Annotated in this window: 19 protein-coding genes and 1 pseudogene; 13 read left to right on the top strand and 7 right to left on the bottom strand. The window is 60.9% G+C overall.

Annotation, left to right across the window (positions count from 1 at the left end; all coding sequences use genetic code 11):
- Positions 1-65: 65 nt before the first annotated feature.
- The 4 genes from VIW95_RS15150 to VIW95_RS15135 are packed head-to-tail and all read right to left on the bottom strand — an operon-like array spanning position 66 to position 3,408.
- Positions 66-773 carry an SDR family NAD(P)-dependent oxidoreductase gene (locus tag VIW95_RS15150; protein WP_331588017.1) on the bottom strand — a complete coding sequence of 236 codons (708 nt, stop codon included), beginning with the start codon at positions 771-773 and terminating at the stop codon, positions 66-68.
- Positions 766-1,977 carry a CoA transferase gene (locus VIW95_RS15145; RefSeq protein WP_331588015.1) on the bottom strand — a complete coding sequence of 404 codons (1,212 nt, stop codon included), beginning with the start codon at positions 1,975-1,977 and terminating at the stop codon, positions 766-768. The genes VIW95_RS15150 and VIW95_RS15145 overlap by 8 nt, the downstream gene beginning before the upstream one ends.
- A 34-nt stretch (positions 1,978-2,011) precedes the next feature.
- Complete coding sequence (locus VIW95_RS15140) at positions 2,012-2,653, bottom strand: glutathione S-transferase family protein (protein WP_331588013.1); 642 nt, start codon at positions 2,651-2,653, stop codon at positions 2,012-2,014.
- 23 nt (positions 2,654-2,676) lie between these two features.
- Positions 2,677-3,408, bottom strand: coding sequence for an SDR family NAD(P)-dependent oxidoreductase (locus tag VIW95_RS15135; protein WP_331588011.1), 732 nt, complete (start codon positions 3,406-3,408; stop codon positions 2,677-2,679).
- A gap of 105 nt (positions 3,409-3,513) precedes the next feature.
- On the opposite strand from VIW95_RS15135, the gene VIW95_RS15130 reads away from it, so the two are divergent.
- The 3 genes from VIW95_RS15130 to VIW95_RS15120 are packed head-to-tail and all read left to right on the top strand — an operon-like array spanning position 3,514 to position 5,489.
- Positions 3,514-4,116 (top strand): TetR/AcrR family transcriptional regulator, encoded by a 603-nt coding sequence (locus tag VIW95_RS15130; protein ID WP_331588009.1) that lies wholly within the window; start codon positions 3,514-3,516, stop codon positions 4,114-4,116.
- Positions 4,117-4,135: 19 nt separating this feature from the next.
- Positions 4,136-4,879, top strand: coding sequence for an SDR family NAD(P)-dependent oxidoreductase (locus VIW95_RS15125; RefSeq protein WP_331588007.1), 744 nt, complete (start codon positions 4,136-4,138; stop codon positions 4,877-4,879).
- Positions 4,880-4,883: 4 nt separating this feature from the next.
- Positions 4,884-5,489, top strand: coding sequence for a 2-hydroxychromene-2-carboxylate isomerase (locus tag VIW95_RS15120; RefSeq protein WP_331588005.1), 606 nt, complete (start codon positions 4,884-4,886; stop codon positions 5,487-5,489).
- Positions 5,490-5,494: 5 nt separating this feature from the next.
- Here VIW95_RS15120 and VIW95_RS15115 read toward each other — a convergent pair whose 3' ends face one another.
- Positions 5,495-6,028: an ABC transporter permease gene (locus tag VIW95_RS15115; RefSeq protein WP_331588003.1), complete on the bottom strand. Its 534-nt coding sequence runs from the start codon at positions 6,026-6,028 to the stop codon at positions 5,495-5,497.
- A 36-nt stretch (positions 6,029-6,064) separates the two neighbouring features.
- On the opposite strand from VIW95_RS15115, the gene VIW95_RS15110 reads away from it, so the two are divergent.
- The 10 genes from VIW95_RS15110 (at position 6,065) to VIW95_RS15065 (ending at position 14,040) form a co-directional block, all read left to right on the top strand.
- Entirely contained in the window at positions 6,065-6,832 is a 768-nt protein-coding gene (locus VIW95_RS15110) for a TetR/AcrR family transcriptional regulator (protein ID WP_331588001.1), read from the top strand.
- A 73-nt stretch (positions 6,833-6,905) separates the two neighbouring features.
- Positions 6,906-7,433, top strand: coding sequence for a cyclic nucleotide-binding/CBS domain-containing protein (locus VIW95_RS15105; protein WP_331588000.1), 528 nt, complete (start codon positions 6,906-6,908; stop codon positions 7,431-7,433).
- A gap of 48 nt (positions 7,434-7,481) precedes the next feature.
- Positions 7,482-8,084, top strand: a complete 603-nt coding sequence (locus tag VIW95_RS15100; protein ID WP_331587999.1) for a LemA family protein — start codon at positions 7,482-7,484, stop codon at positions 8,082-8,084.
- A complete protein-coding gene (locus tag VIW95_RS15095) occupies positions 8,084-8,869 on the top strand; it encodes a TPM domain-containing protein (protein ID WP_331587998.1) in 786 nt (261 codons plus the stop codon). Before VIW95_RS15100 ends, VIW95_RS15095 begins: the two co-directional genes overlap by 1 nt.
- Complete coding sequence (locus VIW95_RS15090; RefSeq protein WP_331587997.1) at positions 8,866-9,672, top strand: TPM domain-containing protein; 807 nt, start codon at positions 8,866-8,868, stop codon at positions 9,670-9,672. Before VIW95_RS15095 ends, VIW95_RS15090 begins: the two co-directional genes overlap by 4 nt.
- 24 nt (positions 9,673-9,696) lie before the next feature.
- Positions 9,697-10,281, top strand: coding sequence for a TPM domain-containing protein (locus tag VIW95_RS15085; protein WP_331587995.1), 585 nt, complete (start codon positions 9,697-9,699; stop codon positions 10,279-10,281).
- A 39-nt stretch (positions 10,282-10,320) separates the two neighbouring features.
- Complete coding sequence (locus VIW95_RS15080; RefSeq protein WP_331587994.1) at positions 10,321-11,190, top strand: hypothetical protein; 870 nt, start codon at positions 10,321-10,323, stop codon at positions 11,188-11,190.
- A 35-nt stretch (positions 11,191-11,225) separates the two neighbouring features.
- Positions 11,226-12,215: a Rieske (2Fe-2S) protein gene (locus VIW95_RS15075; protein ID WP_331587991.1), complete on the top strand. Its 990-nt coding sequence runs from the start codon at positions 11,226-11,228 to the stop codon at positions 12,213-12,215.
- Between the two features lie 18 nt (positions 12,216-12,233).
- The gene (locus VIW95_RS15070; RefSeq protein ID WP_331587989.1) at positions 12,234-13,013 is read left to right on the top strand and encodes an SDR family NAD(P)-dependent oxidoreductase; all 780 of its coding nucleotides are present in this window, start codon (positions 12,234-12,236) and stop codon (positions 13,011-13,013) included.
- A 16-nt stretch (positions 13,014-13,029) separates the two neighbouring features.
- Positions 13,030-14,040: an LLM class flavin-dependent oxidoreductase gene (locus VIW95_RS15065; protein ID WP_331587987.1), complete on the top strand. Its 1,011-nt coding sequence runs from the start codon at positions 13,030-13,032 to the stop codon at positions 14,038-14,040.
- Positions 14,041-14,107: 67 nt separating this feature from the next.
- On the opposite strand, the gene VIW95_RS15060 is transcribed toward VIW95_RS15065, so the two are convergent.
- Positions 14,108-15,160, bottom strand: coding sequence for a hypothetical protein (locus VIW95_RS15060; RefSeq protein WP_331587985.1), 1,053 nt, complete (start codon positions 15,158-15,160; stop codon positions 14,108-14,110).
- Between the two features lie 25 nt (positions 15,161-15,185).
- Positions 15,186-15,915: pseudogene (locus VIW95_RS15055) on the bottom strand (hypothetical protein); the annotation flags it as partial.

Here is a 15,915-nt window from a genome sequence, read left to right as displayed (position 1 = left end):
GTTAGGCAGGTACGAAAATATTCGCAAGTCGCTCATTAGTCGTTCCTCCCGGTAAGACCTATCGCTTACCAGGTCTCGCGAAAGGGTCTGACCTCGACATTGAATGACCACGCGCAGCGATCCTGATGCGCGACATGCCAGACTTCGTCGGCGATGGCAGCGGGTGTGATGAAGAAGTCGTTGGGGGCGTCGGCGAAACGTTTGCGCGTCCATTCAAGGTCGATGACCGCGTCGATCAGGACATAGGCGACGTGCACACCTTTGGGTCCCAGTTCACGGGCTATCGACTCCGCGAGAATCCGTTGCGCGGCCTTGGTCGGCGCGAACCCGGCAAAGCTGGCCTTGCCGCGAAGAGCCGACGTATTACCGCTGGCGATAATCGCGCCTTCTCCCGCGGCGACCATGGCAGGTGCGAGACGCCGAGCAAGATACAGCAGCGCCATCGTGTTCACCTGGAAGTTCTGGTTGAGAACTTTGGGATCGATCTCCATGAAGTTCCCGAACGCGCCGCCAACCGCATTGTGGACTAACACCTTGGGCGCACCTAAGTCATTGCGAATCGCATCAAGGGTTGCGTCGAGCTGCACTTCATCTGTGACATCACATCGATAAGCGTGCGAGTTCGGAATCTCCCTCTCGAGCGAAGCTAAGCGCTCGCGATTTCGCGCGAGCATCGCAACCGAGTATCCGCCGCGCGCGAAGCGGCGCGCTATCGCCGCGCCAGTTCCGGGACCTACCCCGGTCACGACTGCAACTGGATTCTTCTTATCCATCAGCGGATTCCTTATTCGGTTGATTGTGCACGACTCGATTGCCTTCAAGCCGTGCAATGTCAGCTGCTTCGTAGCCGAGCTCACCAAGGATGGCGGCGTTGTCCGCGCCTAGCACGGGCGCCATCGCGCGGACGGTAGCAGGCGTGCGATCGAATTGAGCGGCTGCGCGCGGCATTCGCACTTTTCCAAACGCCTTGGTCTCAAACTCTTCGAGTATATGATTCTCACGGACCTGGTCGTCTTGCAGCAGCTCAAAACGGCTAAGAACCGGCGCACACGGGACATCGTTGGCGAGCAGCCGCCGCAGAATTTCGTCGGCACGCCATTTCTCCAATTCCGCCGAGGTTATCGTGCGGCGCTCGACCGCGTTGATCGATCGATCGCGTGCGGTCTTGAAGCGGGGATCCTCGATCAGTTCCTGCCGGTTGAGAGCCCGGCAGATCCCCGCCCATTCGTCATCCGACAGCGCAGCCGCTGTTATGTAGCGGTCTTGTGTAGCAAACACCAGGTCAGGACCTACTTCTCCATCAGAGGGATCGGTCTCAGCGCCTACAAAGGTCAAGCCTGGCATAGCCTCGGGCCACAGATAGGAAATCATCGAGTCCAGCATTGAGAGCTGCACGTGCTGACCTTGGCCGGAGCGCTCGCTCGCAAAAAGCGCGGCGGTTATCGCCTGGGCCGCAGTCAAAGCGGTAGTGTAGTCGGCGATGATCGTTCGCACCATCCTCGGACGACCGGTGTCCCTATCGCGCTGAATATCTGCGAGGCCTGACATAGCCTGGATCACTGGATCATAGGCGCGCTGGTTGGCATAAGGGCCCTTAGTCCCATATCCCGTGATCGATACGTAGACTATATCGCGCCGAATTGCTCTCACTGCCTCTTCGCCAAGACCCATCCGTTCAGCAATGCCGGGACGGAAGTTGTGCACAAAGGCGTGCGCGGTAGCTATGAGCTTTTTGATGATCTCAAGACCATCTGCCGACTTGAGATCGACGGCTAAGGAACGCTTGTTGCGATTACAGCTCAAAAAGGCTGCATTCATTCCGTTGCGGCCGCGGCTGAAATGACGCATAAGGTCGCCACGCGGCGACTCGACTTTGATTACGTCAGCACCCTGGTCGGCGAGGATCATAGTCGCAACCGGCCCCGCGACCATCGTAGCCAGATCGAGCACTCGGACTCCGTCAAGCGCACCGGGCATTTCCTTACTCCTAACTTCGGCCGGGTTAGTCCGGCTATCCTCTTGCCGGAAAGTTTCTTTCGAGGGCCTTCTGATATGCGGGCCGCATGGCTATCCGCGAGCGATACTCATGCAAGGTATCGGATAGGGGAATTCGGTCCGTTACTGCCCAATCCAGACAGGTCGTCAAAAGGATATCGGCAACACTGAACTGGTCACCCATCAAATACCGCCCCGACCTTGCAATCGTCGGGCCCATCGCTTCAGCGTTCTCCATGAAGTAGCGCCTGGCAGCCTCGACCGCCTTTGGCGCCGCGCCATAGATATGCTCGAGACCTACATGACGCCGCATCACGTAGAGTGAACCCGCATCGAGCTCCGTCGCGACGAAGTAGCACCATTCGTTCAGAGCGGCTCGACTTTCAGCGTTGTCAAGTGGCGCGATCATTTCGGGCTTGGCAAAGGTCTCGCTCAGGTACTGAATAATCGCCGCGCTCTCAGTCAATACAAAGGAACCATGACGAAGGACTGGAATCTTATGCCGGGGATTGAGCTGCATGAACTCATCAGTCCTGGTCTCTCCCGTGCGCGATCCTATGGGATGAAACTCATATTCCAACCCCAATTCGAGCAACATCCAATGAGGCCGCATCGTGCGGCTGGTCCCGACTCCCCATAGAGTTAGATCATGCGTCATTGAGAATAGCCTGCGGCACCGGCCTAGAATTTTTCCTTGAAGGGTCTCACGTCGAGCTCGTGGCTCCATGCACTCTTGTCCTGGTGCGCAAGGTACCAAAATGCGTCGGCGATTGCCGACGGCTTGAGCAAGTCTTCGTCCCTGGTTTCGGGGCGAAACTTCCTGAGCAGCGGCATGTCAATGCCGCCGTCCACGTTCACGTACGCGACGTGGATGCCCTGCGGATGAAGGTCGCGCGACATCACTTCGGCAAGTCCTCGTACCGCAAACTTCGCCGGCGCGAAACCTGCCGAGGTTGGCCACGGCCTGATGCCCGCGGTCGCGCCGGTAATCAGAATCGCGCCGGTGCCGCGCGAGAGCATTTCAGGCACGACCTGACGCGCCCACAGAAATGCGCCGAAGGTATGCAATCGCCACGTCTCCTCGAATACCTGCGGAGTGGTATCCATCAAACGGCCCATAGGACGCCGGCCGCCGTTGTAGATTAGAATTTCGACCGGCCCGAGTTCGCGGTTGATTCGTTCGTATGCAGCCGCGACCTCGGATTCGACGGTAGCGTCGCTCTGAACCGGGAGCGCGACGCCTCCAGCCGCCTTGATCTCGCTGGCAGTCTTGCCGATAACCTCGGGACTCCTGGCTACCAACGCCACGTTGTAACCCTTGGCGAAGCGTAGCGCCAGGGCCATGCCAAGACCTTCGCCGACACCGACCACGACACAGACTCTGCCTGATTTATCCTGAGGAATATTGCTCATGCTTCTTTCCGAACGACCTATTGATGGCGGCCGTCATGTTTGGCATATTAATGACGCTCGTAATCATATGTGTCAAGGACCGATCGCAAACATTTGGAGAGGTGGATGCGGGTTTCCAAAAAAACGGCGGCGAAAAACCGCAAACGAATCCTGACTTCTGCCGCGCGCTTGTTCCGCGAGAATGGAATCGGCGCTACCGGCGTTGACGCGATCACCGAAGATGCGGGCCTTACGCACGGCGGGCTATACAGCCAGTTCGGCTCCAAAGAAGCGATCGCGGCCGAGGCGATTCGCTTTGCGCTGGCGCGCAGCAAGCGCGTCTGGCAACGCGCGCTGGAACGCAACCCGGGCAAGCGCGCTCTCCCCGCGATCGTGGACGGCTACCTGTCGCGCGCTCATCGCGACGCGCCAGGCACCGGCTGCGTGGTCGCGGCACTCGGCACCGACATCGCTCGGCAACCGCGACGTGTTCGTCAAGCTTTCACCCGGGAGATAAAAGACGACCTCGAATTCCTGTCCCGGCTGATGCCGAACGGTGACCATTCTCGCAGCTACGAAGATGCGATCGTCGCGTTTGCTTCGATGGCCGGCGCGCTGATTCTCGCGCGTGCAGTCAACGATGAAGCGCTTTCGGATCTGATATTGAAGAGCACGGCCAAGCGAGTGACCAGGCGCGGCAAGGTTCGTGCGGGCACTCGCCGCTCCTAGACGCAAGGAGGATGGTCCTTTGGAACACAGAAATGCCACGGCGGCAGTGATAGGAGCCGGCGACTACATCGGCGGGGCAATCGCAAAAAAATTCGCGGCTGAGGGCTTCACGGTTTTCGCGGGTCGCCGGCAAGGCGACAAGCTCGCGCCGCTAGTCGCCGAGGTCGAGGCAGGCGGCGGCCGAATCTCGCCGCGGTCGCTCGACGCTCGCAAAGAAGATGACCTCACTGCTTTTCTCATTGACGCCGACCAGCAAGCGCCGCTCGAAGTGTGCATCTTCAATATCGGCGCGAACGTCAACTTTCCGTTGCTCGAGACGACCGACCGCGTGTTCCGCAAGGTTTGGGAGATGGCCTGTTACTCCGGTTTCGTGGCCGGCAGGGAAGCGGCTCGCTTGATGATCCCGCGCGGGCGCGGAGCGATTTTTTTCACCGGCGCCACCGCGAGCTTGCGCGGCGGGATCGGATACGCGGCATTTGCGGCCGCGAAATTCGGTCTGCGTGCGGTTGCGCAAAGCGCCGCGCGCGAACTCGGACCGAAGAATATCCACGTCGCGCATCTCGTAATCGACGCCGGCGTCGATACCGCCTGGGTGCGCGATCGAATCAGGGAACGAGAGGGCGATGAGGCGATGAAAAATCTCGATGTTGCACGGCTCATGAGGCCGGCCGCCGTCGCCGAATCGTACTGGCAACTCTACCAGCAGCCGCGTGATGCGTGGACCTTCGAGCAGGAAATCCGCCCCTTCGGGGAAAAATGGTGAGACCATGGTCAAAGTAGAATTTCATTTCGACTTCGGCAGTCCTAACGCGTATCTCAGTCATCTCGTCGTTCCGGGAATCGAAAAGCGCACAGGGGTGAAGTTCGAGTACGTACCCGTGCTGCTCGGCGGCGTCTTCAAGCTGACTAACAACCGCTCGCCGGCGCAAAGCCTGGCGGGCATCAAGAACAAGCCCGAGTACGAGCGGCTCGAGATGACTCGCTTTATCAAGCGTCATGGAATTACGCGCTTTCAGAGCAATCTGTTTTTCCCGGTGAACACCCTTATGATGATGCGCGGAGCGATCGCCGCGCGTTCGCTCAGCGCGTTCGAGCGCTACGTCGACGAGATGTACCGTAACATGTGGGCTGACCCAAAAAAGATGGACGACCCCAACGTGTTCCGCACCACGCTCGACGAGGCTGGGCTGCCAACTGCGAAAATCCTCGAGCTGATTGAGACCAAGCCAGTGAAGGACGAACTGATCGAGAACACTAATCGTTCGGTCGAGCGCGGCACCTTCGGCTCACCGACCTTCTACGTCGGCAACGAGATCTTCTTCGGCAAGGATCGCCTGCGTGACGTCGAGGAGATGATCGCGGCGACCGGCTAGCGGTCTCAACCGCCTGTCCTCAGCGCGTCGACGATATTGCGCCGCGCCGCGGAACTGGCCGGCACCACCGCGCTGAAAATTCCGATCAAAGCCGAAACCACCAGCGCGTCGATCAAAACCAGCGGAGGCATCTCCATCGGCAGTCCGCCAAGTGAAGGCACGGTCGACGAAAAAACCTTGAGCACCAGGTCCGGCCACACTTTCTGGGCCTGCTCGGGATCGACGGCTTCGTTGGGAAACTGATCGGAGACGTCATGATAGAGCCCGCCATACCAACTCTCGGGCGTGACTGCTACGACGTGCCGCGCAGTCGCGATACGCTGCGCATACGCCATTGGCATCTCGTAGGCGAGGCCCGCTTTGTTATGCACGGCAATCCTGAGTGATGAGGCCGAGTCGGCCAGAATTCTGTCGGCCAGCACCGGGAGGCTGACCAGCGCCGAGAAGACGAACAGCGAAATCGCGATCGACAGCGCGGTCAGAATCGTGCGGCGCTCGTTGCGCATCAGATTTTTTATTATGAGACGAGCGAATTTCATTGGTGAACCCTAATAATAGGGTTGACCCTATAAATAATGAGCACCCAAGGTCAAGCCGCCGGCGTGCGGCGGGAATTTCCCTTGCCGCTCGCGATGTGCAATTCAGTAGAGACCGTGGGTCTCCGCGAAGAAAAAAAAGCAGAGCAGCGTCGCGCGATCCTCGACGCGGCGGTCGCCCTGTTCCGCAAACGCGGGTACGAGAAGACCCGCGTTCAGGACATAATCGAGCGGCTGCGCATCAGCGAAGCGACCTTCTTCAACTATTTTCCGACCAAGGACGCGCTCTTGCAGGAGTTCGCGCTCGACCAACTCGATTTCGCAATCTCCTCTGTCAGAAACGCGCTCGCGCAAGATCATCGCGGCGTCCCCGACCGTATCCGCGGGGTAATGAAGGAATGGGCGCGCGACTGGGATTCCGATCGCAAGTTCTACGCGACGGTCGCGACCCGTTCGCGGATGCTCTCCGGTCCGCAAGGCGAGCTCCGGGAAAAGTCGCTCCGCCTTTACGACTTGTACGAAGCGCTGTTCGCCGAAGGGCAACGTCGCGGCGAGATTCGAACTGACCAGACGCCTTTGCACCTGGCCGAGATGCTCGAAGGAATCGTCACGATCATTTCGGGAAACTGGCTCGTCGGATGGTGGAAAAACAGGACCGACACGCTCGAGCAGCGCTTCATGAACGCGGTCAACGTTTTCCTTGACGGATGTGCACCGCCCCGGCGTCCCGCCGCGCACGCCGCTTTGACAGGTCGCGCGACTAAGCTCAAATCAAACCGTGTCAAGCGCGGAGGCCGCCGCAGCTAGATTGCTCCCTTTGCCCTAACCTTGAGAACGGCCTAGGCTGTCTATTTCCAGACCACTTACAGGAGGGCTCACCATGCCTGGCGACGACGACGACCGCGAGCTGTTCGACGAAGAACATCCTGGCCCGCAGGTTCTGGAATCCGCGCTGGCCCACACTGCCCTCAGTGAGGTGGTTTCGCAGCCGCCGTTGATGGTGTCCGCCTCAACCACGCTCGCCGACACGATTCATCTGATGCAGCAGGAGCGGCGCGCCTCCGTCCTGGTCATGGAGAACGACCGCCTGGTCGGCATCTTCACCGAGCGCGACATCTTGATGAAGATCGCGGGCCAGCCGCTCGACCTCGTCCACACCCCGGTGGCAACGTCGATGACGCCCGATCCGTTCACGCTACCCGACGACGCGAATGTAGCCTTCGCGCTTAGCAAGATGGTGCTGGAGGGATTTCGTCACATTCCCCTGGTCGACGACGACGGCCGTCCGACCGCGGTAGTCTCGATGCGCAATCTGATCGAGTATCTTGGCGAGATCTATTCGCGCGAGCTGCTGACGATGCCGCCCGAACCGCGTCAGCATCGTTTCAAGAGTCGCGAAGGCGCCTGAACGCGATTCTCTTGACGCGTCGCCAACACCCGGGCTAATGCCGCCTAAATGCGTTTGAAATACTTTCGCACGCCGACTCTGGTACTCGCTCTTGGACTGCTGCTGGTAGGTCTCCCGGGATGCGGCGTCAACAAGCTGCCGACGCTGGACGAGCAGGTTAAGGCCGCCTGGAGCGAAGTGCTGAACCAATTTCAACGCCGCTCTGACCTCATTCCCAATCTCGTCGAGACGGTCAAGGGCTATGCTCGTCAGGAGCAGACAGTGCTGACCCAGGTGACTGAAGCGCGCGCGCATGCGACGCAGATGCAGCTTCCAGCGGACATCCTGTCGAATCCTCAGGCCTTTCACCAGTTCGAGCAGAACCAGGCCGCTATCGGCGGCGCGCTCGGCCGCCTGCTGGCCGTCGCGGAAGCCTACCCGGACCTCAAATCGAATCAGAACTTCCTCGCGCTCCAATCGCAACTCGAGGGCACCGAGAATCGCATCGCCGTCGCGCGCCGCGATTACATTCTCGCGGTACAGGACTACAACACTGCGCTGCGGACCATCCCGCAGCGCTGGATAGCATCCATCCTTTACCCCGATATGAAGGTCCGCGAGACTTTCACGATCTCCGAGCAAAGCCAGCAGGTACCCAAGGTCAACTTCTGATGCGTCGCTGCGCATCCGCGGCGGACAACGGCGCGCGAGCGCGATGGCCGTGGCTCGTCCTGCTGCTGATTCTCGCGTCGCCTGCCCTCGCCTCTGAACCTAAATTTCCTGCGCTCACCGGGCGAGTCGTCGATGAAGCGGGTGTGCTGGACTCTCGCACGGTCGGCGAACTCACCCTCATGCTCGCCGATCACGAGCGTGACACTGGCCAGCAAGTCGTGGTCGTCACGCTGCATTCGCTCCAGGGCTACACCATCGAGGATTACGGCTATCAGCTAGGCCGCCATTGGGGCATCGGGCAGAAAGGCGTAAACAACGGCGCGCTGCTGATCGTAGCGCCCAAGGAGCACAAAGTCCGTATCGAGGTCGGCTACGGACTCGAGGGAACACTCACCGACGCCATCTCCAGCACCATAATTCAGAACTACATCCTGCCCAGCTTCAAGCGCGGCGACTATTCCGCCGGCATCGTGGCCGGCACCACGTCGATTTTGAGCGTGCTCGGCGGTAGCTCGCCCAGCCCACCACCAGCTCCGCAACCGCTTACGTTCTGGCAGGGTCCGTGGGAGATAGTCTTCATCTGGGCCCTGTTGTTCTTTGGTCCGTGGGGATATTTCCTGGTTTTGTGGTTCCGTCATCGCAATGACCCGCATAGCTGGACGACCTATGGCGGTGACGGATGGTCCAGCGGATCTTTTGGAGGAGGATCTTCCGGCGGCGGCGGTGGCGGCTTCTCGGGCGGCGGTGGATCGTTCGGCGGCGGAGGCGCGTCAGGAAGCTGGTGAATTACCCATGTCGCATCGATAACACTCGCACGCGATGCGCGCTCCTTATTCTCCTTTTTCTGATCTTCGCGTCATCAGCCCACGCCGCGGAACCCAAATTTCCCGCGCTCACCGGCCGCGTCGTCGATGACGCCGGCATCCTCACTCTTACGACCCGGAACGAAATCACCGATATGCTGGCCGAGCACGAGCACACAACTGGCGAGCAAGTCGTGGTGGTCACGCTCGGATCGCTCCAAGGATTTTCGATCGAGGATTTCGGCTATCAGCTAGGACGCTACTGGGGCATCGGGCAGAAGGGCAAGAACAATGGCGTACTACTCATCGTCGCGCCCAAAGAGCACAAGGTTCGCATCGAGGTCGGCTACGGTCTCGAAGGAACGCTAACCGACGCGACCAGCCGCACGATAATCGAGACCAAAATCCTGCCCAGCTTCAAGCGCGGGGACTTCAATGCGGGCGTCATCGCCGGCACCACGTCGATCCTGAAGGTGCTCCGCGGCAGCGAAGTCATCGAGCCGAGCGACGCGTCCAACGAAGCCCCGGAAGGAAACCCCCAGGCGACGAACTGGATGATCCTTATAGCTATAGTCATATGGGTGCTCCTGGTTATCTTTCTGGATAGCCTCGGCAATGGTGAGCAGAAGATCCGCCGGCTGGGGCGAGTGGTAGGTCCGGGTACTGGCTTTCCCGGCTTTGGCGGAGGTTTCGGAGGTAGAGGCTCAGGTGGAGGTGGTGGCGGGGGTGGCTTCTCCGGAGGTGGCGGATCTTTCGGTGGCGGCGGTGCGTCAGGAAGTTGGTGACGATAAAAGTTGAAAGATGGAAAAATGAAAAGTCCATTCACACCTGACGAGCACCAACGCATCGATGGCGCGATGGCCGCGATCAATCGCGATACGTCGGCCGATCTTACCGTTGTCGTGACCCGCGTCAGCGATCGCTATTCGCTCTATCCGCTCGCAGGAGCTGCCTTCGGCGCGATTCTTATCGGCGCAATCGTGAGTCTCCTCCGTCCCGACCTCGGAAGTCGCACGGTGATCGTGATCCAGCTCTGGTCCTTGATTGTGCTGACGTTGCTGCTGGACTGGCTTCCAATCCGTCTTCAGCTTGTGCCCAAGCACATCAAGCATCTGCGCTCTCAGCAACTCGCGCACCGCGAATTCAACGCGCATACGATCGCGAATCCCAGTCAGCCGCATCGAATCCTGCTGTTCGTGTCACTCGGCGAGCGTTACGTCGAGATAGTCGCCGACCACGAGACCCATGCGATCGCGCCAGACGGAGCGTGGAACAAAATCGTCGATGAATTCCTGACCACCGTGAAGGCTGGTCACGTCGCCCAGGGCGTCCTCGCGGCCATCGCGGCTTGCGGCGCTATTCTGAAGAACACACATCCCAGTCAGACGTCGTAGCCTTGACGCGGCGCACGCGACCGCGCTAACCCCACTGCTATGCAAACGACACGCGCTGCAGACGTTGAATGGGGCGAGGTGTCGGGGCATCGCTCGGGCGGAATTGAATTCAAGCGCCTGCTCCAGGGCACGCCCGGCTCACCCGACAATTTCGAACTGAGTATCGTGCGGACGGCCGGCGACTATTTCACGCCGCGGCATCGCCACAATTTCGACCAGGTCCGGCTGTGCCTCGAAGGCGCGATGAACTACGCGCCCGGCAAGGATCTGAAGGCCGGCACCATCGGCTATTTCCCCGAGGGTACCTTTTACGGCCCGCAGTCCGACACCTGCAAATCCGTCGTGCTGGTGCTCCAGATGGGCGGCTCAGCCGGCTATGGCTTCATGAGCTATCAGCAGCTGACCGCCGGCTACGAAAAGCTGGCCGACCTCGGACAATTCGATGGCGGCGTATTCACGCGCTCGACTACCGACGGTCGGGTTGTCCGCAAGGACGGCTACGAGGCGATTTGGGAGCACATCAACGGCCGCGCCGTCGAGTATCCGCCGCCGCGCTACGAGGAACCGATCGTCATTCATCCCGAAGGCTTCGGATGGCTTGCGACGCGCGATCCCGGCTTCGAGTTGAAGCACATGGCGACCTTCGGCGAGCGCGCCGTGAACATCGGTGAGATTCGGGCGACGCGCGGCTCACGGCACAAGGTCGATCGGCATCGCGCACCCGAGTTGCTGTTCGTCGAGAGCGGCGCAATTCGCGACGTCACCTCCGGCCAGATGCTCGAGACTCATTCTGCCTTCCGCGTCGATCCCGCCGACACCGGCCGCGAACTCGAAGTCGTGGAAGACTGCGTGCTGTTCTTTGTACAGCTCCCGAAGTTCGACACAAAATCCGCAGCCGCAGCCGCCTGAGCGCGGTACGCACCGACAATTGGAGGTCCGCGACGATGGCATCGACGACCGCAACCCCGCGCACGAACTGCGCCCGCGCTCCCCGGACTCGCGCAAAGAAGCCGCCCGGATTCCATCAGTCCTGGTACGCGATCGCGCGCTGCGGCGAAGTCGGCGCCGGCGAGGTGATCGGCCGCGACTTCCTTGACGGCCGCGCAATCGTCTATCGCGGCGAGACCGGCGAAGCTGTTGTGATGAACGCATACTGTCGCCATCTCGGCGCCGATCTCAGCATGGGCAAAGTCGTCGGCAATGACATCCAATGCGCCTTCCATCATTGGCAATACGGCCCCGACGGTGGATGCACGAAGATTCCCGCGTCCGAAAAAATTCCTAAAGCGGCGCGAGTATTCAAATATCCTACGCGGGAAAAGTGGGGGTTGATTTGGGCTTTCAACGGAACCGCGCCGCTGTTCGACGTGCCCGAATTTGTCGACTTCGCCGAGGCTGACCTCGACGTCCGTACGGCCGCCGACGCGTTCGATCTGCCGGTCGAGCCGTGGGTGCCGTTCACCAACTCGATGGACTTTCAGCATCTCCGAGTCCTGCACGGACTCAAAATCGAATGTGACCCCGACGCGATCGAGGTCGGCGACTACCGCATTCAGTACGACGTGCGCTTCGAGGATCCCAATCTCGGCATCTTCGATCAGCGAATCCGTGTGACCGGCACCAACACCATCGCGCTTGCAGGATGCCTCAACGGCATGGCGATTCTCTCGATGGCGACCGGCACGCCGACGCCCGACGGCCACACTCACGGATGGTCTGTGACCGCGACGCCGCGCGCCGAGGGCAACGACGCCGAGCGCGAGCAGCGGCTTCAAATCGGCGAGGCGTTCTTTCGGCGCCTGATCCAGGAAGACGAGCCCATCTTGAAGACCATCCACTTTCACGACGGCCTGCTAATCGACGCCGACCGCGCACTCGCGCGTTTCCTGCAATACGTGCGGCGCTTTCCAACCGCGCGACCCGCCGCGGACTAACCGAATCGGAGGCAGATCATGGCTCGGCTGACGGGCAAGGTAGCGTTAATCGTCGGAGGCGGCGCCGACGGACCGGCGAAAGCGGGTGACAAGCTCTCCATCGGCAACGGGCGCGCGACCGCGATAATGTGCGCGCGCGAAGGCGCGGCCGTGATGGTCGCCGATCGCTCGCTCGAACTCGCGCAGCAGACCGCCGCTGCCATTCGCGAAGAAGGCGGACGCGCCGACGCGGTCGCCGCCGACGTGAGCATCGAGGACCAATGCCGCGGCGCCGTCGAAGCGACCACGCGCGCGTTCTCCGCGCTGCATCTGCTCGTGAACAACGTCGGCATCGCCATCGGCGGCAACCTGTTGAAGACCACCACCGAGAACTTCGACAAGATGTTCGCGGTCAACCTGCGCAGCCATTTCCTGATGATGCGATACGCGGTGCCGGAGATTGCCAAAGCCGGCGGCGGCGCAATCGTTAATGTTTCGTCGCTGGCCGCGATGCGCTCGAACTCGCAGATTTCCTACGAGGCGACCAAGGCTGCGCTGCTCGGGCTCTCCCGCTCGGCCGCGGTCTCGCAAGCGCGCGACAACATCCGCGTCAATACGATTCTGCCGGGCCTGATCGACTCCTCGATGGTGCGGCGGCTGGTCGGCGATCGCGAAAGCACCGTCGCCCCGCGAATCCCGATGCGCCGGCAAGGTACTCCGTGGGAAATCGCAAACGCGATCGTCTTTCTCCTGTCCGACGACGCGTCCTACATCACCGGTACGGAACTGATCGTCGACGGCGGCCTCGCCGCACGCTGAAAGCCGGAGGTGGATCGTGCGCAAGGTGAAAGTCGGCTACCAGCTCGATTTCCGCAATCCTCCCAGTTCGACGCTGTCGTTTCGCGATCTCTACCGCGAGTCACTTGCGCAGGTTGAGGCCGCTGAGCGGCTGGGCTTCGATTCCATCTGGCTTACCGAGCATCATTTCACCGACGACGGCTACCTGCCCGCGCTGATGCCCGCGGCTGCTGCTATCGCAGCGCGCACCACGCGCGTCACCATCGGCACCTACGTCCTGCTCGCGCCGTTCTTTCATCCACTGAAGCTGGCGGAGGACGCCGCCTTCGTCGATGTCATCTCGGGCGGCCGGCTTCGACTGGGGATTGGACTTGGTTACCGCGCTGAGGAGTTCGAGGGCTTCGGCGTGCCGCGCGCACAGCGACTCGGCCGGACGCTCGAGACTATTGAGATTCTCAAGCTGGCCTGGACCGGCGAGCGATTCAGTTTTGACGGCAAGTATTTCAAGTTCCGAGACGTGCGCGTGCTGCCGCAGCCTGTGAGTCAACCGTATCCAGAATTGCTGTGGGGAGCGGGTGCGGCCAAGTCGATTCGGCGGGCAGCCGCGCTCGATCTCGGATTTGCATGCGTCGGCGGACGCAGGGAAATCGGCATCTATCTCGACGCGATCAAGGCCGCCGGCAAGGATCCCGCGCGCTACAGCATCGTCAACAGCCGCGTGGTGTACGTCGCCGACAGCGAGGAGCAGGCGTGGCGCGACACCCGCGACGCGCTCATGTACCAGGCCGAGCTATATGGCAAATGGCTCTCGGCTGCGGCAGGCACCACCGACCAGAGCAAGGTGCTGATTCGTCCCGACGCCGACCGTCTCAGGCGCACCAGCGTACTGGGAACGGCGTCAGAAGTCGCCGCGCGGCTCGAAGAGACTCTGGAATCGACTCCTATGACCGAGCTGATAGTAGTGACGCAATTGCCCGGACTCGATCCCGCCAAGGCGCGCCGTTCCCTCGAGAGGTTTGGCGCTGAAGTTCTGCCGCGCTTGAAGTAGCGTCGACTAAAAAGAAAACCCCCGGAGTTACCCGGGGGCTTTCGGTCTAACAATTCTGCGATCAATCCTAGAAGGGGATAGGGATAGGATTCCCGTGGTCGTAAGTCACCGACCATTTCACATTGGCGTGATTGGCAAAAGGGTCGTCCGATCCGGCGAATGCCCACAGACTCATAAAGTCCGGGGTTAAGCCCGCCGCGGGCCCCCCGTTGAAGAACTGTGAACCAGTCAGGTCGCTGCAGGTGGTATCAGGCCCGGTCATGAAGCAGGTAAGACCGCAATTCGCGGGGAAACTGTTACCATTGCACAGGAAGAAGAAGAAAGTGCTGGGGATCCCGTTATTCATCTGAGTTCCGGGATCGTTATCCACGTTGACGAACAGGCGCTTCGCGGTTCCCGGGGCGGACATCGGCACTTCCGTGTCTTCGGGATTTAATGAACTTGCCGGCGGGGCGCCACTGTCTGAACCGTTGCCCGGCCCCAGTATCAGGATGGTGCCGGGGTTACCGACACTGTTGTTCCCCGACAGATCGGTGCCATTCAAAGCTCCCAGCGTACCCAGCGAGCCACCGGTGAAGACCGATATGTTGGGCTCGGGAATTCCGGGTGTGCCGGACGAGCCCGTCGGGCCCGTCGGGCCGACCACGCCTGTCGGCCCGCGGATTCCATCTTGACCCATAATTCCTGACGGGCCCGTAGGTCCGGTCGGACCGATCGCGCCCTCAGGACCCTGTGGTCCAGCGGGTCCCATTGATCCTGCAGGCCCTGTGGCGCCTGTAGGACCTGCCGGTCCCTGGGTGCCGGCAAGACCGGGATCGCCCATTACGCCTTGAAGCCCAGTGGGTCCCGACGGTCCGACCGTCACCCAGTCGAGCTCCACGGTATTTCCAGAGCAGCCGTCAACCCCGAGGTTGATGCCTTTGATTAAACCGGTGCTCTGGTTGATACAGATCTCAATATTCTCGGCATGGCCGACACCCGGAAGTGCCGCCAGGCAGAGTATCGTGGCGGCGGTCGCACCGGCCAGCCAATGCCACGCAAATTTAAACGAAGCAGGCATGTTGACGCCCTCCATTTTCTGTTCCCCTCCAGCCGTGATGACTTCCGATCGCGATTTCATCTGGTCTCCTCCTCGCGTTCCGGAATCACTTTGCGTCCTCTGCGGCAATCGCGTAATCCAGCGACCACCTCACGTCAACGGTATTGACCGTCATCGAGGCTTCAGAATTGTAGGCTTGGATCGAAAGAGTGTCCCCCGGCAGGTAGGTCAGGAACTGGATGCTTCCTGTTTGCAGTGCGGAGGAACAGACCGTCTGATCGGTCCCCGGGAAGCTGGCATTTTCGACTTGGCAAAACGGATTCGCCATTATGTCGCAGTCCGCCTCGTTACAAACGATGAAGGTGTACTGGGCACCCGGAGTACCGGCATCGCCCGGTCCGATCGCAACCTCCAGATTGAACGCTTCGCCGCCTGGCGTCGGCACCTGAACGCTGGTTTGCGGGGCAGCGACCGGGGCGGGAGGGCTGAAGGGAGAGGTAATGCCATTCCCCGACGCGCCATTTCCCGGCCCCATGTAGATTGGGGTGGTCGGCAGTTTATTGGACCCGGTATTTTGGGTGAGCTGGATTTGCGCGGCGACGCCGATCGTTGCGCCGAGCGTGCCGCCGCTCAGGATCTCAACATTGTCGCCCGGACCAAATGAGGGTATGCCGCTGGGTCCTGTCGGTCCCACTGCGCCGGTAGGTCCAGTCGGTCCCGGATGACCCGTGTCACCCGTCGGTCCCGCTGCACCCGTGACGCCTTCGTCACCCGCCGGTCCCGTCAGACCGACCGCACCCATCGGCCCCGTCGGTCCGATAGGGCCAACCATACCC

This window comes from Binatus sp. (SeqCode) (assembly GCF_036522015.1).
Taxonomy (GTDB): Bacteria; Desulfobacterota; Binatia; order Binatales; family Binataceae; genus Binatus.
Note: the sequence above shows the minus strand (reverse complement) of the source record. Positions and strands in the feature narration are given on the sequence as shown.